The sequence below is a fragment of the Serratia liquefaciens genome (assembly GCF_027594825.1).
Classification (GTDB): Bacteria; Pseudomonadota; Gammaproteobacteria; order Enterobacterales; family Enterobacteriaceae; genus Serratia; species Serratia liquefaciens_A.
This window is the reverse complement of the sequence record NZ_CP088930.1, coordinates 943,293-969,265: the sequence shown is the minus strand read 5'-3', so window position 1 is coordinate 969,265 and position 25,973 is coordinate 943,293. Positions and strand designations below refer to the sequence as shown.

The following is a 25,973-nucleotide window of genomic DNA, read 5'->3' as shown; positions in this document are numbered from 1 at the left end:
CTCCTATACGTCAAAGTCCAGCACCACACCGTCACCGCGTGGCCACGACTGGCAGCTCAATACGTAGCCTGCCGCGAGTTGATCCGGCTCCAGGCTGTAGTTGACGGCCATGTCCACCTGACCGGCTTTTAACCGGCACTTGCAGGTGGCGCACACGCCGCCTTTGCAGGCATAGGGAAGATCGGCTCCCTGGCGCAACGCCGCGTCCAGAATGCTGTCGTCCTGCGAGCCGACCTCGATATCCAACCGGCGGCCGTCGAGCAAAATCGCCACCCGCGTGGCGTTGCGCGGGGTGTCGTTGACCGGGCGGGCGACCACGCCGCTGGTGTTAAAGCGCTCGCTGTGGATTCGCTCGGCGGGTAAGCCGGCCTGTTCCAGCACGCTTTGGGCGTCGTCCATCATGGTTTGGGGGCCGCAGATAAAGGCATGGTCATAGTCGCGGTAATCCAGCAGGGCGCCGCCGATCGCCAACAGCCGCTCGCGATCGATGCGCCCACTGAGCAGCGGGCTGTCGAGGTTCTCCTGGCTGAACAGATACAGCGGCTGAAAACGTTGCGGGTAGCGGTTTTTCAGATCGGACAGCGTCTCTTTGAACATCACCGAACGGCTGCTGCGGTTGCCGTAAATCAGCGTAAAACTGCTGTGCGGTTCAAGTTGCAGGGTGGCTTTGATGATCGACAGCATCGGCGTGATGCCGGAACCGGCGGCAATCGCCAGATAGTCGCCGCTGTTTTCCGCCCGTGGCTGATAGCCGAAACGGCCCTGCGGCACCATCACCTCCAGTGCGTCGCCGACTTTCAGCAGTCGGTTAACGAACGAGGAAAAGCGGCCCTGATGGATGGCTTTAACGCCGATCTGCAGCAGCCCTTCCTGAGGAGCGCTGCAGATGGAGTAGCAGCGGCGCAGCTCTTCGCCATCCACCTGCGCCTTTAGCGTCAGATGTTGGCCGGGGGTGTAGCAGTAATGACTTTTCAGCTCTTCGGGCACGCGCAGAGTGATAGCTACGGCGTCCGGCGTTTCGCGCTCGATGGCGGCGACGTTCAGGCGATGGAAGACCGTCATGGTTTTCTGCGCTCCTAAATGCATTTGAAATAGTCGAAGGGTTCGCGGCAATCGCAGCAGCGATACAGCGCTTTGCAGGCGGTGGAGCCGAATTCGCTGATTTTCTCGCTGTGGGTGCTGCCGCAGCGCGGGCAGGGCACCGGGCCTGCAGCCTGCGGTTTGTCGCAGGTATGGCCCTGTGGCGGCGCAACGCCGTATTCACGCAGCCGTTCGCGCGCCGAGGCGTTCATCCAGTCGGTGGTCCACGCCGGACTGAGACGAATGTCCACTTTGACCGGGGCAAAGCCGGCCTCGGCCAGCCGCTGCTCGATGGCTTCGAGCAGAAACTCGGTGGCGGGGCAACCGGAGTAGGTTGGCGTAAAGGTAATGCGCCAGCCGTCGCCGTCGGCTTTAACGTCGCGAACCATGCCCAGATCGGTAATCGACAGCACCGGCAGTTCCGGATCGCTGATCTGTTGCAGGCAGTGCCAGATTTGCGGGATTTCCGCGGCCTGCAGTCGGGTAATATTCATCGCCCCCCCTTACCAGTTCGCATTGGGATAGGCGCGTTGCAGAAACTGCATCTCGGCCAGCAGCGGTCCGAGATGTTCGCTGTGCCGCCCCTGCTTGCCGCCGTGGCGGAACGCCTGCTCTGCCGGCAGCGTCAGGGTGGCCTGCTGCAGCGTTTCTTCAACCAGCGCCAGCCACGGTGCCTCAAGCTGGCGCGGATCGACGGCGATGCCCTGTTCCGCCAGTTGGCGTTCCAGCTCATCGGCGTAGAACAGTTCGGCGGTAAAACGCCACAGGCCGTCCAGCGACTGCTGAATTTTTTGGTGGCTGACGGGGCTGCCGTCACCCAGACGGATCATCCAGCCACGGCTGAAACGCAGGTGGTAATGCGCCTCCTTCAGTGACTTGGCGGCGATAGCGGCGAGTTGCGCATCGCGACTGTGGCTCAAAGCCTGATGCAGCTGCACATGGTAGGCGTCCATCAGGAACTGTCGCACCAGAGTGTCGTTGAAGCCGCCGTTCGGCTGTTCCGCCAGCAGCAGGTTATGGAACTCACGTTCGTCACGACCAAAGGCCAGCCGGTCTTCGTTGAATGGCGGTCCGGCCAGTTCGGCGGCATAACCGAGAAAATTGCGCGCCTGGCCCAGCAAGTCCAGACCGATATTGGCCAGCGCCAGGTCGATCTCCAGTTCCGGCGCGTGGCCGCACCAGGCGCACAAGCGCTGGGCGAGGATCAGCGGCGTATCGCCCTGACGCAGGACATAGGTGACGAGTGGATCGTTATTGAAGGTCATGGTCGCCCCTACATGTTCTTGATGCCGTCGGGAATGGTGTAGAACGTCGGATGACGGTAAATCTTGTCATCGGACGGATCGAAAAAGGCTTCACGGTCTTCCGGTTGCGAGGCGATCAGGTGGCAGGATTGCACCACCCAGATTGAGCAGCCCTCGTTGCGGCGGGTATAGGCATCGCGGGCGTTTTCCAGCGCCATCTGGTCATCGGCGGCGTGCAGGCTGCCGACGTGACGGTGTGCCAGCCCTTGCTTGCTGCGGATAAACACTTCATACAGAGGCCATTGGGCATGTGTCATCATCGGTTCCTTATGCGGCGGTTGAGGTGTTTTTTGACGCGTGGGCCAGAGCGCCATCGCGCACCCAGGCACCTTCTTCCCAAGCGCGGCGCTTGGCCTGTAGCCGTTCGTGGTTACACTGGCCACGTCCTTTGATCACCTCATGCAGTTCACCCCAGTCGATTTCGCCGAAGCGGTAGTGGCCGGTGGCTTCGTCCCAGGTCAAATCGGCGTCCGGCGCGACCATGCCCAGGGCTTCCAACTGGGGGACGGTGTTGTCGACAAATTTCTGCCGTAACTCATCGTTGCTGTGGCGTTTGATTTTCCAGGCCATGCTCTGCGCGCTGTGCGGTGAATCGGTGTCGCTGGGCCCAAACATCATCAGTACCGGCCACCAGAAGCGGTTAATCGCATCTTGCAGCATGGCCTTCTGTTGCTCGCTGCCGTTGGCCATCGCCATGACCGCTTCGTAACCTTGGCGCTGGTGGAAGCTCTCTTCCTTGCAAATTTTCACCATCGCCCGCGCATAGGGGCCGTAGGATGCACGACACAGCGCCACCTGGTTGACGATAGCCGCGCCGTCCACCAACCAGCCGATGACGCCGATATCCGCCCAGTTGAGCGTCGGGTAGTTGAAGATCGAGGAGTATTTCATCTTGCCGTCGAGCATCTTCTGGTAGATATCCTGACGAGAGCAGCCCAGGGTTTCAGCAGCGCTGTACAGGTACAGGCCATGCCCGGCTTCGTCCTGCACCTTGGCCAGCAACACCGCCTTGCGGCGCAGAGTCGGGGCACGCGTCAACCAGTTGGCCTCCGGCAACATGCCGACCACTTCGGAATGGGCATGCTGGCCAATCTGGCGGATCAGGTTTTGGCGATAGGCATCCGGCATCCAGTCTTTGGCCTCGATGGCGGTATCCGCCGCGATTTTGTCGTCGAAGTGCTGCTGATGTTGCGAGTCAGTTGTCATGCTTGCCTCTTGGTGATTCGTATTTTTCACATTGAATATAAAAATGTGAATCACTTTACGTAACCATAAGGCTACAAACTGATAACAAAAAGATCAAACAACATTTGTGTGGTTTTGCGAGTGCGCTCACAATGAGTGTTTTTATATGTTTGTTTTTTAATAATATTAAAAATTTATTTGGGAGAGATAAACCCGAGTTTGAGCGGTTCTACCGCCTGGGTGTTTTTATTTTGTTAAATTTCAGGCTGGCGAAAACTGGACAATATGTGATACGTAATTAATCATTGTGGTGTAAATTTATGAATTCCGGAGGAGCAAATGCAGCAGCTACACAGTTATCTTTCTGGCACCTGGGTGTATGGGCAGGGCAAAGCCCGTGAAATCCACCATGCCGTCACCGGCCAACCGCTGTATCAGGTTTGTTCCGACGGGCTACCGCTGGCCGCCAGTCTGGAATATGCGCGCAGCAAGGGCGGCAAGGCGCTGGCACAGATGACCTTCCAGCAGCGCGCGCAAATGATGAAAGCGGTGGCTAAACACCTGCTGGCAAATAAAGAAACGCTGTATGAGATTTCGTACCAGACCGGTGCGACCCGCAGTGACGGCTGGGTGGATATCGAAGGCGGTATCGCCACGCTGTTTGCCTACGCCGGGCTGGCTGGGCGCGAGCTGCCGGACGATACCCTGTGGCCGGAAGACGAACTGATCCCGCTGTCCAAACAGGCGCAGTTTGCCGCCCGACACGTGCTGACTTCACGCCCTGGTGTGGCATTGCATATCAATGCTTTTAACTTTCCCTGCTGGGGGATGCTGGAAAAACTGGCTCCCACCTGGTTGGCCGGCATGCCGGCGATCGTTAAACCGGCGACCGCCACGGCGCAGCTGACGCAGGCGATGGTCAGACTGATTATCGACAGCGGTCTGGTACCGGAGGGCGCGTTGCAGCTGGTGTGCGGCGGCGTCGGCGATATGTTTGAACATCTGGATTATCAGGATGCGGTGACCTTTACCGGCTCGGCGCAGACCGGTCAGCAGCTGCGTGCGCACCCGCGCCTGTTGCAAAAGTCGATTGCTTTCACCATGGAGGCAGACTCGCTCAACTGCTGCGTGCTGGGCGAGGACGTTACGCCGCAGATGCCGGAGTTTGCGCTGTTTATCAAAGAAGTGTGCCGCGAGATGACCGCCAAGGCTGGGCAAAAATGTACCGCAATCCGGCGGATTATCGTGCCGGCGAAACGGGTGGCAGAGGTACAGCAGGCGCTGTTGCAGCGGCTGAGTGGCGTCACGGTGGGCGATCCTAAACTGGAACAGGTGCGGATGGGGGCCCTGGTCAGCCGCGAGCAGCGCGACGACGTGCAACAGAAGGTGGATTTCCTGCTGCATAACGGTTGCGAACCGTTGTGCGGCGCGAGAACGGATAACCTGGAGGTGAGCGGGGAAGGCGTGCAGCAGGGGGCATTTTATCCGGCCACGCTGTTGTACTGTGCCGATCCCTTTAGCCATCAGGCGGTGCATGGCACCGAAGCATTCGGCCCGGTGGCAACGCTGATGCCCTATCAGCATACCGAACAGGCGATTGAGCTGGCGTTAATGGGCCAGGGTAGCCTGGCGGGCTCCCTGGTGACCGCTGATGAGGCGCTGGCGACGCGCTTTATCCGCGCTACCGCCTGCGCGCACGGCCGAATGCTGATCCTGGATCAACAGGCGGCGGTGGAGTCCACTGGCCACGGTTCTCCGTTGCCAATGCTGGTGCACGGCGGGCCGGGACGAGCCGGTGGTGGTGAAGAATTGGGTGGGCTACGCGCGGTAAAACACTATATGCAACGCACGGCCATTCAGGGCAGTCCAGCCATGCTGGCGGCGATCGGCCGTGAGTGGGTTCGCGGCGCGACGGTGATTGAAGAGCCGGTACACCCGTTCCGCAAATACTTCGAGCAACTGCGGCTGGGCGAAAGCCTGCTGACGGCGCGGCGGACCGTGACCGAGGCCGATATCGTCAATTTTGCCTGCCTGAGTGGCGACCACTTCTATGCCCATATGGACAAGATCGGCGCGGCCGAATCGTTGTTTGGCGAGCGGGTTGCGCACGGCTACTTTGTGGTTTCTGCTGCCGCCGGGCTGTTTGTCGATCCGGGCGTCGGGCCGGTGATTGCCAACTACGGCATGGAGAACCTGCGCTTTATCGAGCCGGTGAAGATTGGCGATACCCTTCAGGTGCGGCTGACCTGCAAAAAGAAAATCCGCAAGCCGCAGAAAACGGCGGAGGATCGTCCGCACGGCGTGGTGGTGTGGGATGTTCAGGTGCTCAACCAGCATCAGCAGGCGGTGGCGCTGTACAGTATCCTGACGTTGGTGGCGCGACAGGAAGGGGACTTCGGCCCGGCGACCTGAAGGCTGCCGCGACGGCCAACTGCGGAGCCTTTGCCGCAGTTGGCGAAATTGGATTAAAGCAAGGGCCGATGCAGCAGCGTTTCCAGCACCTTCAGCGGTGATTGCTGGGGGTTTTTCATCGCGGCGACGGGCAACAGGAAGGTTTGTTCCAGCATAAACTGGCCCGCCATCGCCGCGTGTGGCGTTTGATCGGAGAAACAGATCCAACTGCTGCCCGGCGGTAAGTCGAGCGCCAGTTGAGGGCCTTGCTGCTGATAGTGCTGGTCGGCTTTCATCGCATCATGCAGTTGCAGCATCAGGTGGTCGTAATGGCTGCGGCGTCGTTTGGTGATGCCGACCTTGTGCTGCAGCCAGCTGTTCAGCGGTGAATAGCGGCCCAGGCGCGGCATAAAGCGTTGCGCCAGTTGAGGAAAGGGTTCGCCGATGCGCCATTGGCGAAGTTCGCCATTGGGGTTGATGTTGGTGAAGATGCGCAGAATGCGTTCACCATAGTTCGGGCGTGACGGGAAGGCATCGACGTGCAGCCGGCTGTCGTCCTTGCGCCATGAGCTGGTCTCGCGCCAGGCCGCAACCGGATGCAGGCGCAGGGTGTTGACCGGCGAATGCAAGGCTTGTTGGTAGTGGGGGAGCAGGGTGGCAACCAGTTGCAGGCAGGTCTGGTAATAGCGTGACAGCAACGTTTCCACCTGTGGCTGTTGCGCGGCTATCGCCACGCCGGATAATTTGCTCGTTTCTGGCCAGTAGCTGATGTTTTTACGTTTTGTATCGACCAGCGCGGGATCCAGCAGCGCCATTTCACCGGCTAACATCGGAAACGCCAGTTCAGGCAAAAACACGATTTTACCTTGCTCAAGTGCCTCGACGGCAGAGGGGGAAAGGGGCGCTGGGGCGCTATCCCACCGTTGCTGTGGCAACGTCATTAACACCTGTTCAGGCGTAAGATTATCCGCGCGCATAATATCTCCTTGCGATGGGGGGATACTTTAATTGTTTTTTATTTGAAAGGGATTTATAACCAGCGGGAATTATTGTTGGATGAAATTAATTGGCTACTACTGCTGGATTTAATAATCGTAGCACCATTAAAATGCATCAAACAGTAAACAGACATTAAACGGCTATGCTAATCGCACGAATGGATAAAAATAGATTTAACCGGCGTTAATAAATTTCTTACTGAAACCAGAGTGAAGATTTAAATTAAATTCAGTGGATGATCAGAAGGTTGGTTTTTATTTCCCTTGCGGAAAAATAAATTCAGGGGCCGTCTCTGGATGAGACGGCCCAATAGGTCAGGCGGGGTAAATGCGGTTTTTTCCCTGGGCCTTGGCTTGATACAGGGCGCTGTCGGCCTGATTAATAAAGCCGATTGGCGTGTCGTTATACATATGCGGCACTTTGGCGAAGATGCCAATACTGATGGTGACAATACCGTGAGGGTTACCCGTATGCGGTATTTTCAGCTCACGTACCGCTTCAATCACCCGTTCGGCGAAAATCAGCGCGCCCTGAGTGTCGGTATCCGGCAGAATAATGGCCATTTCCTCACCGCCATAGCGGGCCATAATATCGTTGCTGCGGCAGGCCAGCCCTTTCAGCGTTTGTCCGATCTGTTGCAGGCACTGGTCGCCGGCTACGTGACCATAGATGTCGTTATATTGTTTGAAGCAGTCGATATCCAGCATCAGCAATGCCACGCTGCGGTAATTGCGTGAGGCGCGCATCAGTTCGTTCTTAAGGGCGATATCAAACTGACGGCGGTTGGCCAGGCCGGTTAACCCGTCCAGCAACGCCAACTCTTCCAACGTTCGGTTGATGGTGGTGAGCTGATCGCGGGTGCGCATCAGTTCGGCTTCGGTGCGCACGCTGTGGTTGATCTGGCGCATCAGCACCAGCCCCATCGCCAGCAGGATGATCAACAGCGTAGCGCCGCCCAGGGCAAATACGCCGGTATCATTACGCCAGTCGGACAGGACATCTGCCTTCGACAAGCCGGCGGCAATCACCAACGGGTAGCGATTCACCCGCGAATAACCGTAAATGCGCTCGACTTTGTCGTAGCGTGAAACAATGGTGGCATTGCCGAACTCGGAGTGCGGCAATATTTCACGGAACAGCACGCCCTCAGAGATATTCTTGCCGATCGCCGCAATGGAATAAGGGCGGCGGTAGAGAATGGTGCCGTCTGCCAATAGCAGGTTGAGCGAGGCGTCGCTGTTGAGGGCAAAGGTGTCGTAAAACTGGCGGAAATAATCGACATACAGCGTGGCTAACACCACCCCGGCAAAGCTGCCGTCCGGGTGATTGAGGCGACGCGAGACCGGAATGATCAAATCACCGGTAGAACGACTGCGTACCACCTTGCCGATGTAAATCGCATTGCTGTTATGACTGAGGTGAAACTTAAAATATTCGCGATCGGCATTGTTGGCGTTTTGTATGAACCTGCCTGATGAGGTGACGATCCAATTCCCCTGCGCATCGTAAACGAACAGGCCATGCAACTGGGGCAGGTTGCCAACCTGCGTTTGCATGACTTTCTGCAGCCGCAACAACGGCAATTGGCCCAGCCCATCGGTTTGAATGCGTTCGGTGAGATCCGACAGCGTGCTGTCGGTTTGCATAAAGGTGTCATCGGCGTGTTGCGCCAGGGAACGTGCCAGATTGGCCGATTCATATTCGGCGCTCTGCAAATCGCGCTGGTGCGAATTCCAAATCTGCCAACCGTTAAACAGGATCAGCGTGACGGCAACGATGACGACAAATACGCCGGCCTGAAAGAGTAACGGGGAATTCTTACCGTTGCGTGGCCGTTCGGCATCCTGCGGTTGCTGCTGTATCATGTCACCCTTGCTATAAAGTCTTTTAATCGAGATAAGAACAATCTTACATCTTATTCGTTAATCACGCCGACCACTACTCCCTTAACATCAAAAATGCATGAGCCACCCCAGCGGAGTGTTACAATTCGCCGTAAAACTGGCATAGAAAATACAGGGTTCGAGTACATGTCTGACTACATCATTATTACTTTGCTGACGCTGGTGGTTTATTACCCGGTGACCCTGGGTGTGCTGGCGCTAATGATGATTTTTGCCTGGCGGCAGCGTAAATCGCCTTACTGGCGTTTGGGATTGGTGTTGTTGACGGTGCTGTTTGTGCTGTTCGCCATGGCGGCTTATGACTGGTATCACTACCGTTGACCCAGGCACCGGGGTATCCGCTGTCGGTGGCGGACACCCTGGCGGGATGACCGGTTATTCAACGTTAATCATCCAATTGACCCCGAACTGGTCGGTCAGCATGCCAAAACCCTTGGCCCAGAAGGTGGCCTGGTAAGGCATGGTGACCTGGCCGCCCTGAGCCAGTTTTTCGAACAATGCTCGGCCTTGCTCCACGTCGCTGGGGTCCAGCGACAGGGCGAATCCCTTATGCGAAGCTTCGCCGCCATCCTGCGGACACCCATCGGAGGCCATCAGCGCCGTTTCGCCAATCAGTAGACGGGCATGCATGATGGACTCTGGGTTGACGTCCTGCGGATTGCCTTGCCTGGCCTCCTCGGGCATATCTTTGTAGCGCATAATCATTTCGATCCTGGCGCCCAACTGCTGCTGGTAGAAGTTGATCGCCTGCTCGCAGTTACCGTTAAAAAAGAGATAGGGTTGAATCAACATGACATTGACCTCTGTTGTGGCCCGTCAGGCGTTTTGCATCCCACGGGCGAGGGGCAATAGTTTCTGATTGTGACTATTGCTGCCGGGAACTTACAAGTGTAGTGCGATTTACGCCGAATGCCCGGCGGGCGATCACGCTGTGGAAATTAACCGGCCGATCGTTGCTATTAACCGAAAAAGTGGGATGGTTCATCCCAATTTGGACAGATTATCTGTGCGGTCACTGTTTCTATACTCGTTGCAACCTTCACTAACGGAGTCACTGTAATGAGCAAGCAATCTTTGAATGGAAAAGTGGTGTTGATCGCCGGCGGCGCCAAGAACCTTGGGGGGCTGGTGGCGCGGGATTTGGCCGCTAACGGCGCGGCGGCCGTGGTGGTGCACTACAACAGCGACGCCACTCGTGCCGCCGCGGAGGAAACGTTGCAGGCGGTTAAGGCGACGGGGGCTCAGGCGATTGCGGTACAGGGCGATCTCACCCAGACGGGTAACGTGGCGCTGCTGTTTGAGAAAGCCGTCAAGGCGTTCGGCAAGGTGGATATCGCCATCAATACCGCCGGTCTGGTGATCAAAAAACCGATTGCCGAAGTGACCGAAGCCGATTACGACAGCAGTTTCGACATCAATGCCAAAGCGGCATTTTTCTTTATCCAGCAGGCAGGCAAACATTTGGCCGATAACGGCCGAATTGTGACCATCGTCAGCTCGCTGCTGGCGGCCTATACGCCGTTTTATGCGGTCTATCCGGGCAGCAAGGCGCCGGTGGAGCACTTTACCCGCGCGGCTTCCAAGGAGTTTGGCGAACGCGGCATCAGCGTGAACGCCATCGGTCCGGGGCCAATGGATACGCCGTTCTTCTACGGGCAGGAAAGCAAGGAAGCGGTGGAGTACCACAGCGGTGCCGCCGCGCTGAGCAAGTTCTCGAAAACCGGTCTGACCGACATCGAGGACATTGCGCCGATCGTCAAGTTTTTGGTCACCGACGGCTGGTGGATCACCGGGCAGACGCTGTTTGCCAACGGTGGCTATACTACCCGTTAACCTCAATTCTGCTGCGGCCCGGGCCGCAGCCTGTTTATCAGGATGCACAGTCGGTGGATAAAATAGGGAGATTACGGGTTTTTATCCAGGTTGCGGAGGTGGGCAGTTTTATCCGCGCTTCACAAATCCTGTTGATGCCAAAAACCACGGTTTCTGCGGCGATACAACAACTGGAACACGAAATGGGCACCCGCCTGTTTCACCGCACCACTCGCCGGGTGCAGTTGACCAGCGACGGCGAGCTGTTGCTCGAAAAAGCGCGCAGCCTGTTGTTCGACGTTCAAACACTGGAAGGCCTGTTTCATCGGCAAAACGGCCCGATCGACGGTCGTTTGACGGTCGATGTGCCCAGTCGTATAGCCCGGCGAATGATCGTGCCGGCGCTGCCGGACTTCTTTGTGCAGTACCCCGACATTCAACTGTTCCTCAGCGCCAGCGACCGTTCAATCGATTTGATCCAGGAGGGGATCGACTGCGTGGTACGCGTCGGCAGCCTCAGCGACAGTAGTCTGGTCAGCCAGCCGCTGGGACGATTAAGCATGATCAACTGCGCCAGCCCGGACTATTTGCAACGTTACGGTACGCCGGAGAATCCCGAGCAGTTGGCGGGGCACTGGGGCGTAGGCTACGCGCAGCCGACTTTGGCCGGGGCAGATACCTGGCTTTGGCAGCGGGGCGATCAGCGCATGGAAAAAATCTTGCGAAGCCGGGTCACGGTAAACAATGCGGAAAATTATATTGGATGCTGTCTGGCGGGGTTGGGGATGATTCAGATACCGCGCTTTGATGTTCAGCACTATCTGGACAACGGCAGCTTGTCTGAGGTTATGCCGCAGGCCCGGCCACCGGCGATGGGCATTGCGTTGCTTTATCCTCACCGCCGCCAACGCTCGGCGCGTTTAACCGCTTTTGCCGAGTGGTTCAGCCACCTTATCAAGCCCTTTTGCGAAAATTGAGGCCCGGCAGCCAATGGGATTTTTATCCAAACGGACCGCCATTTGTTATTGGTTTTCAGCGGGTTAAAGTTGCTGACAAAACAAGACACATTTAAAACCACTCGAAAAGTGACAAAGCGCGTGTAACATTACTGGAACAGCAAGGCGGCAGAACCGTCCCAGGCAGCAGCCAGCGCATAGATTGCAGCCAGTATCAGCAGAAACGGAGTGTTGGTCATGGTCTGTCCCCTGCAGCAGTATTCACCTGCTGTTATAGCGCCGCGCAATGACAGTTTGATGAATATGGGTGATTTTTGAACAGATAAATTCAGACAGACGGAAATGGGTAAACTGCTGATATTTGTCTATAGTAACAGTGTGAAGATGCGTGTTTATCAAGATTCACCCTGCATCGCGCTGCCGTTAACGGTCAGCACAGGGCAACAGGATTGTGGTTGTGAAAGTGTCGTCAGGGTTGGATCAGGCGCCGACTCGGGCCTGAAAACAGAGTTTCTTTTAGGCAAAAAGTAATAGGGAGAGTAAAAATGGGCATCATTTCCTGGATCATTTTTGGGTTAATCGCCGGTATCTTGGCTAAATGGATTATGCCGGGCAAAGACGGCGGCGGCTTTATCGTAACCGTTATCCTGGGGATCATCGGTGCGGTTGTCGGCGGCTATATCAGTACCTTCTTCGGTATGGGCCGTGTTGATGGCTTCAACCTGGGCAGCTTTGTTGTCGCGGTCATCGGTGCCCTGGTGGTGCTTTTTGTCTACAGAAAGATCAGAAACTGATCGGTTGCTGAACAACAGGGTCGCTGCGGCGACCCTTTTTCGTTAAATCACAGCGGTCGGGCGGCAGTGCCGACGACCGGAAGGGGAATACCATGGGTCTGTTTGATAGCGTATTGGGCAACATTCTGGGCGGTGCCAACGGTAAGGGCATCGATTACGTCGCCATTATGCAATGGGTTGAGCAGCAGGGTGGCCTGCAGGCGATTCTGGACAAGTTCCGTCAGGGTCAATTCGGCGATGTGGTCGGCTCATGGCTAGGCAACGGTGAAAACCAGCAGATTAGCGGCGATCACGTGCAGCAGGCGCTGGGCAGCGATGCCATCAACCAGCTGGCGGAAAAGCTGGGGATCGATCCGGCTCAGGCTTCAGCCACCATTGCACAGTTCCTGCCAACGGTAGCTGACGCTGCCTCACCAAATGGCGAAGTGCAGTCGAACAGCAACGAACTGGGCGACATGGTCGGTAAACTGTTCAAATAATCTTTATGCCCCCGGCGCCTTGTCGGGGGCTTTGTTCACCCTGATCCCCTCAATATTCCCCAACGCCGCCAGCAAATAATCTACCCAGGCCCGCACTTTGCCGGGAATAAACCGCGCAGCGGGGTAAACCGCATGCAGCGCCATCGGCGGATAATGCCAGGCCGGTAACACCGGGACCAGGCTGCCGTTGGCCAGTTGCCGACCAATCAACGGACGCTGTGCTCCGCCAATACCCAATCCTGCTTCGATGGCCGCCAGCAGCGAAAAGGTATTGTTGGCGCGAAAGACCGGGCGCAGGTTCACTACCTCGGCACCCTGAGGGCCAATTAAGGTCAGCGCATCGCCGTCGCTCAAGCCGCTGTAGCGGATATGCGGATGCTTCGCCAGCTCTGCGGGAGTTTGCGGTTCGCCCTGCGCCGCCAGATAGGCCGGGGAAGCCACTAAAATACGCTGTAACTCCCCCAACCGGCGCGCAACCGTGCCCGGCGTATTCAGTTCGCCAAAACGGATCGCCACGTCGATACCTTCACCGATCACGTCTGCCCGGCGATCGTCGAGCAACAGTTCGATATTCAATTCCGGATGCTGTTGCTGAAAAGCTATCGCCAGCGGTGTCAGGTGCTGTTGACCGAAGCCTGTCGGGGCATGAATGCGCAAGGGACCTTGCAGCCGCTGATGCATGCCGTGCAGCGCTTCCTCAGCTTCGCCCACTGCCGCCAGAATCGGTTTGATTTGCCGATAATAACCCCCGCCGGCGTCGGTCAGCGTGACGGAGCGGGTACTGCGAAACAGCAGCTGCGCGCCCAGTTGTTGTTCCAGACCGGCAATCTGCTGGCTGACGGCCGGCTGCGTCAGGCCCAGATCGCGGGCGGCTGCCGAGAGGCTACCCAGTTCTGCGACCCGCACGAAAGTCTGCATGGCGTTCAGCTTGTCCATCAGCCCTCCAGTTATAGGTTTTACTTATAAGTGTTAGTAACAGTACGCCTCTACCGCAAGCTTTGCTAATCACTCACAGTGAAGGCCTCAAACAAAAGTGAGCGGAGTGACCTATGCAAAATGAAAAACAGGCGGTGGTAGTCGGGGCTAACGGAGTGATTGGCGGCAAGCTGATTGAAGAACTGGAACGGCAAGGTTGGCGGGTGGTTGGCCTGTCACGACGCGGGGGCGTCGACCGGCCGCAAGTGCGCTATTTGGCGGTCGATCTGTTGGATGCTCAGGCGACGCGCAGCGTCTTGCGCCCGTTGACCGAGGTCAGCCATATTTTCTATGCCGCCTATCAGGACGCGCCGGACTGGGCGGGGTTGGTTGCCCCCAATCTGGCGATGCTGGCCCATGTGGTGGAAGCGCTGGAGCCGGTAGCGCACAGGCTGGAGCACATCAGCCTGATGCAGGGCTATAAAGTTTACGGCGCCCATCTGGGGCCGTTCAAAACGCCCGCGCGGGAAAGCGATGCCGGGCACATGCCGCCGGAATTCAACCTTGAGCAGCAGAGCTATCTTGAAAAACGCCAACAGGGCAAAACTTGGCGCTGGAGCGCGATCCGGCCCAGCGTGGTGGGGGGCTTCTCGCTCGGCAATCCGATGAACCTGGCCCTGACTATCGCGGTCTACGCCTCCATCAGCAAGTCTTTGGGACTGCCGCTGCGATTTCCCGGTAAACCGGGGGCTTATCACAGCCTGCTGGAAATGACCGACGCGGGTCTGCTGGCGCGTGCTACGCTCTGGGCCGCGACAGATCCGGCGGCGGCCAATCAGGCGTTTAATATCAACAATGGCGATCTGTTTCGCTGGAGTGAGATGTGGCCGAAAATTGCCGACTACTTTGGGCTGGAGGTGGCACCGCCGCTGCCCATGCCGTTGACGTCGGTGATGGCAGACAAAAGCGAGTTGTGGCAGGCGCTGGCGCAGCAGCATGGTTTGACCGAGGCGGATTACCGCGCGGTGGCGAGCTGGCGCTTCGCCGACTTTGTTTTCTCGTGGGATTACGACATGTTTGCCGACGGCAGCAAGGCGCGCCGCTTTGGCTTTCATCAGTTTGTCGACACCGAAGCGATGCTGTTCGCACTGTTTGACGAGTTTCGCCGTCGCAAGATTATTCCTTAAGCCCGCTGGCGGGGGATAGGTTTTTTATGGCAATCTTTGGCTGCCGCCGGATACGGCAGCCAAGAGGCCGTCACCCCGACAGGCCAGGCCGATGAGAATGAGGAAATAAACGTGACAGGGATTACCGCCATACTGACGCTTTTGCTGGCGCTGGTGACCATTGCGCCACTTTCAAAGCATGCAGCCTGGTGGATTCGGGTGTGGGATTTTCCCCGCCTGCAGATACTGGCGCTTTCGCTCCTGGTGCTGTTGCTTAACCTGCTGTTTGTGCCGCTGTCGCCTTGGATGTGGGGCATGATGGCGCTGAACCTGGTCTGTGTGCTTTACCAGGCCGTCTGGATTTACCCCTATACCCGGCTGAGCAAACCGCAGGTGCTGGACTTTACCGGCTATCAAAAAAAGCCGCGTATCCGCATTCTGGTGTCCAATGTGTTAACGCCCAATCGTCAGGCGGATAAGCTGCTGGCGCTGGTGGCGACCGAACGTCCCGACGTGCTGGTGGCGGTGGAAACCGACCGCTGGTGGGAACAGCAGCTCTCGGTGCTGGAGCAGGACTATCCCCATACGTTGAAATGCCCACTGGATAATCTGTACGGCATGCACGTCTATTCACGGCTGAAGCTCAGCGATGCGCAGATACAGTATTTGGTCGATGAACAGATCCCGTCGATGCACATGATGGTGCATTTGCCGCACGGGCCGCAGGTGCGCCTGCACTGCGTTCACCCGATGCCGCCGAGCCCTACCGAAAACGAGGAATCGGAAGACCGCGATGCCGAGCTGGTGATGGTTGGTAAAAGCGCAGCCAAATCGGAATTCCCGGTGATTGTGACCGGCGATCTGAATGATGTGGCCTGGTCGACCACCACCCGCTTGTTCCTTAAAGTCAGCGGTCTGTTGGATCCTCGTCGCGGCCGTGGCATGTTCAGCACCTTTCATGCCGGTTACCCGTTCCTGCGTTGGCCATTGGATCACGTGTTTCACAGCGATGACTTCGTGCTCGGATCGCTGCGTCGGCTGACCAACGTCGGTTCGGATCACTTCCCTATTATGGTGGAACTGGTGTACTCGCCGAAGCAGGGGGCGCAGCAGGAAAGCCTGGATAAAGACGGTGAAGATGAGGCGCTGGCGCAGGAAAAGCTAGACAATACCGACTCAACGCCGGAAGACGTACATACGCCAGGCAGTTGAAACAGTCCCCGCAGCGTCGGCTGCGGGGCTTAGCTTAGAGGGTCAGCATGATCTTGCCGATGTGCTGGCTCGACTCCATCAACGCATGGGCTGCGGCCGCTTGCTCCAGCGGGTAGGTTTTGAAGATCTGCGGTTTTAACGCGCCACGATCCAGCAATGGCCAAACCTTTTGCAGCAAATCGGCGGCAATACCCGCTTTGTCTTCAACGCTTCGCGAACGCAGCGTGGAACCGGTATGGGTCAGACGTTTGATCAGCAGCGGCATCAGGTTTAGCTCCTTCACCACGCCATTCTGAGTGCCGATTTGCACAATGCGGCCATCCATCGCTGCCGCCTGGTAGTTTTTCGCCACATAGTCGCCGGCGATCAAATCGACAATCACGTCCGCCCCTTTGCCGTTAGTGGCGTGTCGGGTCTGCTCGACAAAATCCTCGTCGCGGTAGTTGATCGACACATCGGCCCCCAGGGCCAGGCTGGCCTGACGCTTTTCCTCCGAGCCAACGGTGGTGATCACATGGGCGCAGAAGGCTTTCGCCAACAGGGTGGCGACGGTACCAATGCCGGAAGTGCCGCCGTGGATCAAAACGGTTTCGCCGGCCTTCAGGTTGCCGCGCTGGAACACATTGACCCAAACGGTAAAGAAGGTTTCGGGGATGGCCGCGGCCTCGACCAGGCTAAACCCTTTGGGCACCGGCAGCGCATTGCTTTCATGCACCTTGCAGTATTCGGCATAGCCGCCACCGGCAATCAGGGCGCACACGCTGTCGCCAACGGCATACTTTTGCACGCCGACGCCGGTGGCGACCACCACCCCGGCGATTTCCAGACCCGGGATATCCGATGCGCCGGGAGGCGGTGCGTATTGGCCGCGGCGCTGCAATACGTCAGGGCGGTTAACCCCGGCGGCGGCGACCTTCACCAGGATCTCCCCTTGCTGCAGGGACGGCAGCGGCCGTTGTGCGACAACCAAAACTTCCGGTTCGCCGGGCTGGCTGATCTCAATGGCTTTCATGGTGCTGGGCAGTTGCGGGTTGGCAGACATGACGATTCTCCTCGGTTGGCATTCAGGCGCAGTGACCCATGTAGGTAACCACCTGCCGTAATTGATGATTTATATTACTGAAATGCTAAGGAGAGAGTGTAGCTCACAGGGCGATTTTTTCGGGGAAGGGGGGGGCGCCGCCGCGAGGGCGGCATAACATCAGTCATTTGGCGGGATGCGAAAACCTTTTAGCGAGACGATAAAGTGCTCTTTCCCTTTGGAGATTTTGGCACCTCTATCACACCACAGGCTGGCAAGCTGGAAAAAATCATCGCTGTCGATGTCGTAGGCCAGTTCGATTTTTTTCGCCGTACCGTAGCGGATCAGCTTTTCGGCTTCCTGGTGGTTTGTTGCTTTAATCATGGTGGTCATAACGAAATCCTTGGTGTTGAGCCAGTGCGGATAATCGCCGACCATGATATGGCTGGATTGTGACAATTTTGTGATAAAAAAATGACAGGGCGCAGTTTTGTGGCCTGAGGCACAGCGCCGATGCCGTGCCTCAGGCCACCTTGGCGTCAACGATCGTGCGGACGCAGCAGAGTACTTTTCTTCTGTGATTTAAAGTGTTTATACAGTGCGAAACCTGCGATGCCAGCCAACACTGCCAGCAAAGATAAATATTCAGTCGCCATCTGGCCAACCTCCGATAAAGCGTGGCTTGAGAGCGGCTATTTGTGACAGTTATCACGTTATGCCGCAATGAGACCATTCTGTAAGGGGGTAACGGACGGATATTCAGACATAAAAAAAGCGCCTATAGGGAGGCGCATAAAAAATTGCAACACAGCTTGTTGTGTCCAGCACCAGGAGGAGTGGTGAACAGGAAGCCATTGTATGAAGTGCGCGCTGGCGCAGATATAGGGATAACTCTTAAAGCGCGGTTACCACTGATAACCCATGCTCACGCGGTAGTCCGGATCCTCATTGGTAGAGTAGGGATCGGATTGGCGACGGCGATCGGTTTTTTTCACGGGGCCGTTAAGCGCCGAATAGGATTTGTCGCGCGGGCGGCTGCAGCCGGGATGGTCACATTCCAGATCAACACGGAAACCGGCTTTATCTTCTGATTCTGACCAAACTACCGGCGCCTTGGCGATCTTTGGCGCGGGGCCAAGTGCGGCTTTAGGTTCGGGCGCGGGTTTGATGCTGGGCTCAGGTGCCTTGTAGGAAAGATCCAGCGCCTGGGCTGAGGCGCTCAATATCAACAATGTGGTGCAGCAAAATGCTGCCAGCGTATGCCCTCTAAGCATGGTCAATCTCCCTTTATAGTTACGCTGCGCAACTATAAAACAGCCAGACGAGAATTACTATCATTTGTAGCCTCTGAGGGCCGTCGCCAGAGTTGGCGGCGTTCAGGTTCAGGTCTAGTATATGAGCAACTTCCCGTTATAAGACATTGGACTATGACCACTGACACTGCGACGCTCAGTTTACGCCAGCGCAGCTATCGGCTGCTGTTCGACAACCATTCGCGCATCGGCCGCAGGATGGAGACCTTTTGGGTTGGTACCGCGCTGCTGAGCGTGATTTTGTTGTTCCTCGAACCGGGGGGTAGTGCCCTGTACGCGCCCGGTCGGCAGGCCATTTATCTGTTCTTCTGGGCGGAGGTGGTGTTTACCTTCATTTTTACTCTCGAGTATCTGTTGCGCCTGTGGAGTACGCCGCGTGAACAGCACTATGCCCTGAGCTTTTTCGGTATTGTCGATTTGTTGACGGTACTGCCGCTGTACATCATCTGGTTGTTCCCGCATATGACGGTGGAATTCGTGATGCTGCTGCGCGTCCTGAGGATACTGCGGGTATTGCGGGTGCTGAAATTGCTGCGTTACATGAGCGAGATGGGCATGATTTGGCGCAGCATCAAGCTGGCGCGTCACAAATTGGCGATGTTCTTTGGCTTTGTCGCCGTGGTGTTGTGCGTGTTTGGCGGCCTGATGTATGCGATTGAGGGGGGCAGTGGGGGCTTTACCAGCCTGGCGGCCGCGATCTATTGGGCGGTGGTGACGCTGACCACCGTGGGTTACGGTGATATCGTCCCCCATACTCCGTTGGGCCGGTTATTGACCTCAGTATTAATCCTGGTGGGCTATTCAATCATCGCGGTGCCGACCGGCATTCTGACGGCCTACATGTCGCAAGAGTTGCAACGAAGTCGTGAAAGGCGAAATTGTGAACAATGTCAAAGAGGTGGCCATGAGAAAGAGGCAATTTTTTGTCAGTATTGCGGTAGCCGATTACCGCCTTTGACAGGTAAAACCGGCCATTAATGACTAAAAAATAAGCGAATTGGGTTAAATCCTGTGCATTTGGCCCCGTTTCCACAGAGGGGCAAACAAAAAGAGTTGCTATTAAAGTCCCATCATGAGTTAATGCTTCTCGGCCTGTGGTACAGACCTATTTATGCACGACATTTTGAGTAAAGTAGTTCAAATTTAAAGCGTTATCCTAGATAGCACTTCACTGACGAATTTCCTTTCTAGTGCCTCCATAAGTAACTGATGACCGGCTATATCTTGCCCATGGTGGCTTACATTTAATATTGAAGGAATTAGACATGTCTAACATGATCAAAGGTCAAGTGAAGTGGTTCAACGAGTCTAAAGGTTTTGGTTTCATCACTCCAGCAGACGGCAGCAAAGACGTGTTCGTACACTTCTCTGCTATCCAGGATCAAGGCTTCAAGACCCTGGCTGAAGGCCAGAACGTACAGTTCTCTATCGAGAACGGTGCTAAAGGTCCGTCAGCGGCTAACGTTACCGCTATCTAATCGGCTCTTTTGCTGATTAACAAAAACCCGCCAAGGCGGGTTTTTTTGTGCCTGTAATTTGGCGCAGGCAAAAAAAAGCCCGCAAGTCAGCGGGCAAAAGTTCCTTGTTACTTCTTCATTTGCGGATACTTCTCTGGGGGGAAGTACCAGCAAACAGACTAACCGTTGTGCGCTTAAGATTCTGCGGACAAAACGTTAAGAAAGTGAAAAGCTGAGGGGCTGGTCGACTGCTACGCTTTAGTGAGAACTGCATAGCTGGGGGGCGAATTCCCTGTCGGCGCGGTATTTTTCTCACCTCATTTTGTAATACACTGACATTAATGACATAGGATGGGGTACGGCATGAAAGTGAACGATCTGGTCACCGTAAAGACGGATGGCATACAGCGGCGTGAAGGGGTGATCCTGGCGGTAGAAGAGTTTAATGAAGGGATTATGTATCTGGTCTCTTTGCCGGACTATCCTGCCGGCGTCTGGTTCTTCAACGAAATTGACAGCCGTGATGGCACTTTTGTTGAGCTTCGTCAGACGGAGCCCAAGTCATAGCCTTATGCCGGGCCAATACTTCTCTGACGCATTAATTTAATCTGCAAGACTTCCGTCGGGGAATTATTCCGGAGGGGGTCGAATACTCTGTTTTTTAATGCGGGAATACCCGTCGCGGCCGAGAGCATCGTCGCGAGCAGGTATTTAGGTTATTTAAATGCTTGGTTTCCAGCAGGACACTCTGAAAGACATTTAAAACCAACGTTTGCAGAGTAAGCGACAAACCTTTTACCTAGCGGCTATTGACGAATATCCCACTGGTTAAGGTGTCGGTTAAACGAACAACATGGTAAATAATCTGCTTGTTGTGCGTTTTAATTTTTCTTTTGATATTTCCCTTATGGGAAGAGACGGTTTTGGCCTTAATTTGCATCTGGTCGGAGATCTGGATAGTTCCCTGGCCCGACATCCACATACGCAACATGTTTGACTCAGTTTGGCTAAGGGTAACCGGAGTCTGGTCAAACGAGGTTTTTTCGGTACGAGGCGCTTTTCTCTCCAGATAGTGACTAAGTAGTTGATTCATAGTCTCTGGTTTGATGGATTTTGACGAGATGATGACATTTTTACGAACATATAAATAATCGTCGAAATGTACGTTGGTGATGGCCATAAAGATGAAGAATAAGGTGTCAGGGTGCAGTGAAATCACCCCCTTTATACGTTCCGTAGCGTTAGCTTCGTGTATAAAGCAGTCTTCATTGATAAATACCAGGCTGGGTTTCAACTTGCTGCATTTTTCATGCAGATCGTCGATATCATTGATGGCATTAATCTGGCGTTTTTTTACTCCGTGTGTTGTCAGGTAGTCTGTCAAACCTAATCTGGTATAGCTGCATGAATCCATAATGATCGTTGGCATATCTCACCCCCACTTAAATCCGTTTTACCGCGGTAACAAAAAGAAAAAGCCTGAAGCCTTAAAGGCAAAAAAAAAGCACAAAAAATTCACTTAGAAGCAGTGTTCTATCAATAAACACGGCTGTACTCAACGATATTTTATTACTAAACTAATTAACACTGTGAACCTATAAGTTTAGCTTAAGTCAGAATAATCTGCTGGCGCAGGAATTGCTGTGGGGTAACGCCAATTTGTGCTTGAACCGCGTGCCTGCTGCTCTTTTTATCATTGATTCAACCCATCATGTCACGAAACGAAATTTTAGATTGCTAGGAAAATTCTTAAAAAAAATTCATGTGTTGTTTTTTTAACATTTTTTAGCTTGTTTATTGAGCTTCAGGAATACCCTCTGATTTGTATGATTTTATTTTTAATAATATTATCATAATGTTATATGTTGTTCTCTTGTTTTTGATAATGATAATTCTTACATTTTGTATCACTTGCGATAATCAATAATCACATAGGGTTAACATTTTTGCGTTTTTTTGTTAAAAAAACTGACGATATAACAACGAGTTGGTGTGACCATTCGTGCTATTCCAACAAATGTGAAAAATGTCAGTGAGTGATTAATTGGTTTTACTGAACTATTTTCTTTCCGTAGCTGGGCTGTAAATTTTCAATTATTGATAAAGGTTTACGGCCGCAGGGCGGCGACCGTAATAATAGAGCGCCCCATGCAGGAAACACCCTTGATTTTTCCCTATCAGCAAGGCTCTGGCAAACAATAACGCATCGATTCCAATGCTAAATAAATATCGCTTTCCTGCGTCATCCAATTGACCAGGGCTGCGCGTATCCCTGGCTGCCCATGATACTGGGTAGGAGTACAGCGTACGATACCGTGCCGATCGAGGCGGGCGATAAAACGGTCGCGTGCTGCAACGGCATCGCCTTTATTGTCTTTCAGAGCAAAGCACACCACGTTTAAATTGACCGGTGCCAGCAGATGAAAGCCTTCGCTGGCCGCCAACTCTGTGCCCAATAGCTGCGCCAGTTGAACGTTTCGCTCCACCATATCCCGCATGCCGCTGTGCCCATAGGCTTTCAGCGCCATCCATAAAGGAAGTGCCCGGAAACGCCGCGAGTTTTCAGGGGTCAGATGCAGATAGTTGTCCGGCCGTAAGGTGGGGGCTTCCAGATAGGCCGAATGGTTTTGAAACACCTGCATCTGCAATGGCAGGTGACGGCTGAATTGAATGGCGCTGTCATAAGGGACGTTCAACCACTTATGCGCATCAACGGTGATGGAATCCGCCTGCTCCCATCCGGCCAGACGTGACGCATAGCGCGGTGAACAGGCCGCTACGCCGCCAAAGGCCGCGTCGACATGCAGCCAGAATGGGTAACGCTCCCGTAACGCCAGCAGGCGCTGAAGGTCATCGAAGGCCACGGTATTCACCGTACCGGCACTGGCGAGGACAAGGGTAGGTATACCGCCACTGGTAGCCAGATGCCGTTCAAGCGCCGCCGGATCTATAGCTTCGGAGTCTGGCAGGCTGTCGATAATTTTCAACGAATCGCGACCGATCCCCAGCATGCTGAGCGCTTTTACGCTGCTGGCGTGCGCATTCGCCGACAAGACCTGCAGGGAGCCCAACGCAGGCAGTCCCTGTTCGGCGACGTCGATGCCGCGTTGCTGGCCGAGCCATTGACGACCGATGGCGATACCGACAAAGTTGGCCATGGTCGCCCCGCTGACAAAACTGCCATTGAAGGTTTCCGGCAGCCCTAACAAGCTTCTTAGCTGGGTCACCGTCGCCAATTCAATCGCGGCGGCAACGGTATCGTGGCTCAATTGACTATTTTGGTCGATAGCGCTAACCAGCCAATCCGCTGCCAGTGCTGCTGGCGTTGCTCCCCCGGTGACAAAGCCAAAGTAACGTGGCCCGGCGCTGGCGGAGATCCCCTCGGCATAGCGCTGCCAGAAGTGGTCCAGCGCCGCGATCGCACCTTTGCCGTCCTCGGTCAGTTGGTCGTCACCCGGCTGAAGTTGCTGCGCACTTAAGGGAGGGCAAACCGGGCGTTGTTGTACGCCGGCAAGAAACGCTTCGGCCAACTGACGGGTGTGCTCGAGGATCTGTGGAAACTGGTCAAGATCTTGCTGTAAACCTGGGTGCATCGATAACTCCGGATGTAAGGGGCAATAGGGACACCCTAGACCCTTTACTTTGACGGGAAAATCGATGAAAAATACCCTTTTTGGATAGCAGGGTTAACCAATGTTCAGCGAGCGATTTCCATTGCACTTCCTGCCGACCTTTGTGATTGCCGCCAGGCTGGAGAATCTGCGCGCCACCGCCCAGCAGGTGCACCTTACCCACGGAGCCGTGAGCCAACAGATTCAGCAGCTTGAACAGGCGATGGGCTGTCCGTTGTTTGAACGACAGGGCCGGGGGCTGCGTCTGAACGCTGCCGGGCGCGAGCTGTTGGCGGTGGCCGAACCGACGCTGGAGGCATTACAACAGGGGATCGGGCGGGTCAGGCGCGTTGCGCAAAGTCAGATCCTGCGTATCAGCGTCTTGCCTTCTTTCGCTCATTACTGGTTAATGTCGCGGCTGTCGTCTTTTCACTCGGCCTGCGCCGATATTACGCTGGATATCGATGCCTCGCTGGCGGTGCAGGATCTGACGCGCAAAGGGTTTGATGCGGCTATTCGTCTCGGCAATGGGCAATGGGCGGATATGCAGGCGCAACTTATTGCCACGGGAGAGGTAGTACCGGTGGCAACCCCTGCGTTGGCGCACCAATGGCAGGCGGCCTTCGACGGTGGCACGCCGGGCATGCCGTTGCTGGAGCATGATGTTACGCCATGGCACAGTTGGTTTTTGGCGCATCAGCAGAGGGAGTATGGCAGGCCTCTAGCGTCGTTTAATGATGCGGGCTTGTTGATCCGCGCGGCCGAACAGGGGTTTGGCATCGCGCTGGTGAAAAAACTGCTGGTGAGCGATGCGCTGACCGACGGCCGACTGGTGGCGTTGGCAGCGGCCAGGCGACTCGATCCGGTGGATTTTTATCTGGTTTGGCCGCAAAGCTCCGGGCTGACGCCGGCGGTTGAAGCCTTGTTACACTGGTTGCAGCGTCAATTGGCCTGAGTTCAGCGTCGCAGCCAGGCCGGTTGCGAGCGGCCAAGCGGGGTGGCCGGCAGTGCCCAAAGTAGCGCGGTGCCATTGAGCCGTAACGCGGGGTTAAGCCGCTGCGCCGGGCCCCAGCAGGTCAGTTCGGTTTCCGGGTTCTCATCTGCGTAGACCGGCGGGGCCAGTGGCTCTCCCGAATGTTGTGGCGGGTAAGGATGACGCAGCAGCAGCTGTGCCGTCCTGGCCAGCGACAGTCGGGCGCTGTAGCCGGTGCCATTTTGCAGACGTTGGCGCATACCTTGCAGCACCGCCGTGGCCATCAGGTAGCCGGTGGCGTGGTCCAGCGCCTGTACCGGCAAGGGTACGGGTTGGGTGGTGCCTTTCCACGCCATGCCCGCATCTGCCAGACCACAACTCATCTGTACCAGACTGTCGAAACCACGCCGCCCACGCCACGGGCCGCTCCAGCCGTAGGCATTCAGGCAAACGTCGATCAATCCCGGTGATAAAGCCTGTCGTTGTTCCGCGCCATAACCCAGTTTTTCCAAGGCCCCGGCGCGATAACCGTGCACGATAACATCGGCGTTTTTCAGCAGATGTTCAAAGGTGTGGCGATCGTGGGCGTTGGTCAGGTTCAATCGTGCACTGCGCTTGCCGAGCATTACTTCATGCTCAACGGCCGGTTCGTCCCAGCCGTAAGGATCGATACGTAATACGTCCGCTCCCAAACCGGCGAGAAAACGGGTGGCTACCGGGCCGGCGATAATCCGCGTCAGATCCAGTACCCGTACGCCGTGCAGCGGTCTGGCGTTGGGCACGGCCCATCCTGGCGGCGGAGCTTCCTGAAGTTGCGTCTGATGGATCAGCGGTTCCAGGGCAACGCTTTTACCTTGGGTATGCTGCCGCCACGCTTCGACAGAAAGCATTTGTGCCGCACAGCCTCCGGCCTCTATCACCGCCTGCTCCAGATCGTTTTTTTTCCATGTCAGCACCTTTGGCGCCAGCCCACTTTTATCCTGATGCGGACCGAGCACTTGCTTTACGGCTTTACGGTGATGCGCTGCATTGGTATGCAGACGGATCCAGCCATCGCAGGTGGCGTAATCACCCGCTAACCGATCCCAGGCCGCGGGCAATGACCAACCCAGAGGGCGTAACGTCCAGCCGAACCACAAGGATGCCAACCGACGATCGACAAACACCTGCGGTGCTGCGCCGTGATGCTGTTGCAGCAGCCCGGCACAGGCCAGCCCGGCGGCGGCCCAGCAGGCGGTCGCTAATTCGCTGACCGGGAATGCGCTGCTCAGCACACCTTCACCGCTGACCGTCAGCGAACCCGCCGAAAAGGCGTCGTGACCAAAGCTTTGCCCGATCTCTGCGAGCAGCGTTTGTGTAAGGCTATCCATTATCAACTCCAGCGGTGACGGTCAGGGGACT

General features: G+C 55.9%; 27 protein-coding genes. 12 read left to right on the top strand and 15 right to left on the bottom strand.

Going from position 1 to position 25,973, the window contains the following annotated elements; translation table 11 throughout:
* Positions 1–3 precede the first annotated feature (3 nt).
* The 5 genes from paaE to paaA are packed head-to-tail and all read right to left on the bottom strand — an operon-like array spanning position 4 to position 3,590.
* Positions 4–1,062: a 1,2-phenylacetyl-CoA epoxidase subunit PaaE gene (paaE, locus tag LQ945_RS04425; RefSeq protein WP_270102350.1), complete on the bottom strand. Its 1,059-nt coding sequence runs from the start codon at positions 1,060–1,062 to the stop codon at positions 4–6.
* A gap of 14 nt (positions 1,063–1,076) precedes the next feature.
* On the bottom strand, positions 1,077–1,574 hold the full coding sequence (paaD, locus tag LQ945_RS04420; RefSeq protein WP_270102349.1) for a 1,2-phenylacetyl-CoA epoxidase subunit PaaD: 498 nt from the start codon (positions 1,572–1,574) through the stop codon (positions 1,077–1,079).
* 9 nt (positions 1,575–1,583) lie between these two features.
* Positions 1,584–2,345 (bottom strand): 1,2-phenylacetyl-CoA epoxidase subunit PaaC, encoded by a 762-nt coding sequence (gene paaC, locus LQ945_RS04415; protein WP_270102348.1) that lies wholly within the window; start codon positions 2,343–2,345, stop codon positions 1,584–1,586.
* A gap of 8 nt (positions 2,346–2,353) precedes the next feature.
* Positions 2,354–2,641, bottom strand: a complete 288-nt coding sequence (gene paaB / locus LQ945_RS04410; protein ID WP_182822949.1) for a 1,2-phenylacetyl-CoA epoxidase subunit PaaB — start codon at positions 2,639–2,641, stop codon at positions 2,354–2,356.
* A gap of 10 nt (positions 2,642–2,651) precedes the next feature.
* Positions 2,652–3,590 carry a 1,2-phenylacetyl-CoA epoxidase subunit PaaA gene (gene paaA, locus LQ945_RS04405; RefSeq protein ID WP_270102347.1) on the bottom strand — a complete coding sequence of 313 codons (939 nt, stop codon included), beginning with the start codon at positions 3,588–3,590 and terminating at the stop codon, positions 2,652–2,654.
* Between the two features lie 318 nt (positions 3,591–3,908).
* On the opposite strand from paaA, the gene paaZ reads away from it, so the two are divergent.
* Positions 3,909–5,981, top strand: a complete 2,073-nt coding sequence (gene paaZ / locus LQ945_RS04400; RefSeq protein WP_270102346.1) for a phenylacetic acid degradation bifunctional protein PaaZ — start codon at positions 3,909–3,911, stop codon at positions 5,979–5,981.
* 53 nt (positions 5,982–6,034) lie between these two features.
* Here paaZ and LQ945_RS04395 read toward each other — a convergent pair whose 3' ends face one another.
* Complete coding sequence (locus LQ945_RS04395; protein WP_410071751.1) at positions 6,035–6,937, bottom strand: Kdo hydroxylase family protein; 903 nt, start codon at positions 6,935–6,937, stop codon at positions 6,035–6,037.
* A gap of 336 nt (positions 6,938–7,273) precedes the next feature.
* Positions 7,274–8,824, bottom strand: coding sequence for a sensor domain-containing diguanylate cyclase (locus tag LQ945_RS04390; RefSeq protein WP_044552218.1), 1,551 nt, complete (start codon positions 8,822–8,824; stop codon positions 7,274–7,276).
* A 165-nt stretch (positions 8,825–8,989) separates the two neighbouring features.
* Here LQ945_RS04390 and LQ945_RS04385 point away from each other — a divergent pair, with 165 nt between their 5' ends.
* Complete coding sequence (locus LQ945_RS04385; protein WP_044552217.1) at positions 8,990–9,184, top strand: hypothetical protein; 195 nt, start codon at positions 8,990–8,992, stop codon at positions 9,182–9,184.
* Positions 9,185–9,238: 54 nt separating this feature from the next.
* Here the strand turns inward: LQ945_RS04385 and yjdN are convergent, their stop codons facing one another.
* Positions 9,239–9,655 (bottom strand): VOC family metalloprotein YjdN, encoded by a 417-nt coding sequence (yjdN, locus tag LQ945_RS04380; RefSeq protein WP_270102345.1) that lies wholly within the window; start codon positions 9,653–9,655, stop codon positions 9,239–9,241.
* A 267-nt stretch (positions 9,656–9,922) separates the two neighbouring features.
* Here yjdN and LQ945_RS04375 point away from each other — a divergent pair, with 267 nt between their 5' ends.
* The 4 genes from LQ945_RS04375 to LQ945_RS04360 all read left to right on the top strand — a co-directional run bounded on the left by LQ945_RS04375 (position 9,923) and on the right by LQ945_RS04360 (position 12,904).
* A complete protein-coding gene (locus LQ945_RS04375; RefSeq protein ID WP_270102344.1) occupies positions 9,923–10,696 on the top strand; it encodes an SDR family oxidoreductase in 774 nt (257 codons plus the stop codon).
* Positions 10,697–10,749: 53 nt separating this feature from the next.
* Positions 10,750–11,652 (top strand): LysR family transcriptional regulator, encoded by a 903-nt coding sequence (locus LQ945_RS04370; RefSeq protein ID WP_270102343.1) that lies wholly within the window; start codon positions 10,750–10,752, stop codon positions 11,650–11,652.
* Positions 11,653–12,176: 524 nt separating this feature from the next.
* On the top strand, positions 12,177–12,425 hold the full coding sequence (locus LQ945_RS04365; protein ID WP_017893301.1) for a GlsB/YeaQ/YmgE family stress response membrane protein: 249 nt from the start codon (positions 12,177–12,179) through the stop codon (positions 12,423–12,425).
* A 92-nt stretch (positions 12,426–12,517) separates the two neighbouring features.
* Complete coding sequence (locus tag LQ945_RS04360; RefSeq protein ID WP_020827585.1) at positions 12,518–12,904, top strand: YidB family protein; 387 nt, start codon at positions 12,518–12,520, stop codon at positions 12,902–12,904.
* A 3-nt stretch (positions 12,905–12,907) separates the two neighbouring features.
* On the opposite strand, the gene LQ945_RS04355 is transcribed toward LQ945_RS04360, so the two are convergent.
* Positions 12,908–13,840 carry a LysR family transcriptional regulator gene (locus LQ945_RS04355; protein WP_270102342.1) on the bottom strand — a complete coding sequence of 311 codons (933 nt, stop codon included), beginning with the start codon at positions 13,838–13,840 and terminating at the stop codon, positions 12,908–12,910.
* 113 nt (positions 13,841–13,953) lie between these two features.
* Here LQ945_RS04355 and LQ945_RS04350 point away from each other — a divergent pair, with 113 nt between their 5' ends.
* Together LQ945_RS04350 and LQ945_RS04345 are read left to right on the top strand one after the other, a co-directional pair.
* A complete protein-coding gene (locus LQ945_RS04350; RefSeq protein WP_270102341.1) occupies positions 13,954–15,006 on the top strand; it encodes an SDR family oxidoreductase in 1,053 nt (350 codons plus the stop codon).
* A gap of 111 nt (positions 15,007–15,117) precedes the next feature.
* The gene (locus tag LQ945_RS04345; protein WP_270102340.1) at positions 15,118–16,197 is read left to right on the top strand and encodes an endonuclease/exonuclease/phosphatase family protein; all 1,080 of its coding nucleotides are present in this window, start codon (positions 15,118–15,120) and stop codon (positions 16,195–16,197) included.
* Between the two features lie 34 nt (positions 16,198–16,231).
* Here the strand turns inward: LQ945_RS04345 and LQ945_RS04340 are convergent, their stop codons facing one another.
* From LQ945_RS04340 to LQ945_RS04330, 3 genes are all read right to left on the bottom strand, one after another.
* Positions 16,232–17,239 (bottom strand): NAD(P)H-quinone oxidoreductase, encoded by a 1,008-nt coding sequence (locus LQ945_RS04340; RefSeq protein WP_044552203.1) that lies wholly within the window; start codon positions 17,237–17,239, stop codon positions 16,232–16,234.
* A 159-nt stretch (positions 17,240–17,398) separates the two neighbouring features.
* Positions 17,399–17,611 (bottom strand): hypothetical protein, encoded by a 213-nt coding sequence (locus LQ945_RS04335; protein ID WP_041415483.1) that lies wholly within the window; start codon positions 17,609–17,611, stop codon positions 17,399–17,401.
* Positions 17,612–18,123: 512 nt separating this feature from the next.
* Positions 18,124–18,492 carry a hypothetical protein gene (locus tag LQ945_RS04330; RefSeq protein ID WP_262240699.1) on the bottom strand — a complete coding sequence of 123 codons (369 nt, stop codon included), beginning with the start codon at positions 18,490–18,492 and terminating at the stop codon, positions 18,124–18,126.
* 153 nt (positions 18,493–18,645) lie between these two features.
* Between LQ945_RS04330 and LQ945_RS04325 the strand changes: the two genes are divergently transcribed.
* The 3 genes from LQ945_RS04325 (at position 18,646) to dsrB (ending at position 20,555) form a co-directional block, all read left to right on the top strand.
* A complete protein-coding gene (locus LQ945_RS04325; protein WP_270102339.1) occupies positions 18,646–19,509 on the top strand; it encodes an ion transporter in 864 nt (287 codons plus the stop codon).
* A gap of 287 nt (positions 19,510–19,796) precedes the next feature.
* The gene (gene cspE, locus LQ945_RS04320; RefSeq protein WP_004946278.1) at positions 19,797–20,009 is read left to right on the top strand and encodes a transcription antiterminator/RNA stability regulator CspE; all 213 of its coding nucleotides are present in this window, start codon (positions 19,797–19,799) and stop codon (positions 20,007–20,009) included.
* Positions 20,010–20,351: 342 nt separating this feature from the next.
* Positions 20,352–20,555, top strand: coding sequence for a protein DsrB (gene dsrB, locus LQ945_RS04315; RefSeq protein WP_269933650.1), 204 nt, complete (start codon positions 20,352–20,354; stop codon positions 20,553–20,555).
* Between the two features lie 232 nt (positions 20,556–20,787).
* Here dsrB and rcsA read toward each other — a convergent pair whose 3' ends face one another.
* Together rcsA and LQ945_RS04305 are read right to left on the bottom strand one after the other, a co-directional pair.
* Positions 20,788–21,417: a transcriptional regulator RcsA gene (gene rcsA / locus LQ945_RS04310; protein WP_044552189.1), complete on the bottom strand. Its 630-nt coding sequence runs from the start codon at positions 21,415–21,417 to the stop codon at positions 20,788–20,790.
* A gap of 748 nt (positions 21,418–22,165) precedes the next feature.
* On the bottom strand, positions 22,166–23,581 hold the full coding sequence (locus LQ945_RS04305) for a pyridoxal phosphate-dependent decarboxylase family protein (protein WP_270102338.1): 1,416 nt from the start codon (positions 23,579–23,581) through the stop codon (positions 22,166–22,168).
* Positions 23,582–23,681: 100 nt separating this feature from the next.
* Here LQ945_RS04305 and LQ945_RS04300 point away from each other — a divergent pair, with 100 nt between their 5' ends.
* A complete protein-coding gene (locus LQ945_RS04300) occupies positions 23,682–24,554 on the top strand; it encodes a LysR substrate-binding domain-containing protein (RefSeq protein WP_270102336.1) in 873 nt (290 codons plus the stop codon).
* Between the two features lie 2 nt (positions 24,555–24,556).
* On the opposite strand, the gene LQ945_RS04295 is transcribed toward LQ945_RS04300, so the two are convergent.
* On the bottom strand, positions 24,557–25,942 hold the full coding sequence (locus tag LQ945_RS04295) for a CoA transferase (protein ID WP_270102335.1): 1,386 nt from the start codon (positions 25,940–25,942) through the stop codon (positions 24,557–24,559).
* Positions 25,943–25,973 lie beyond the last annotated feature (31 nt).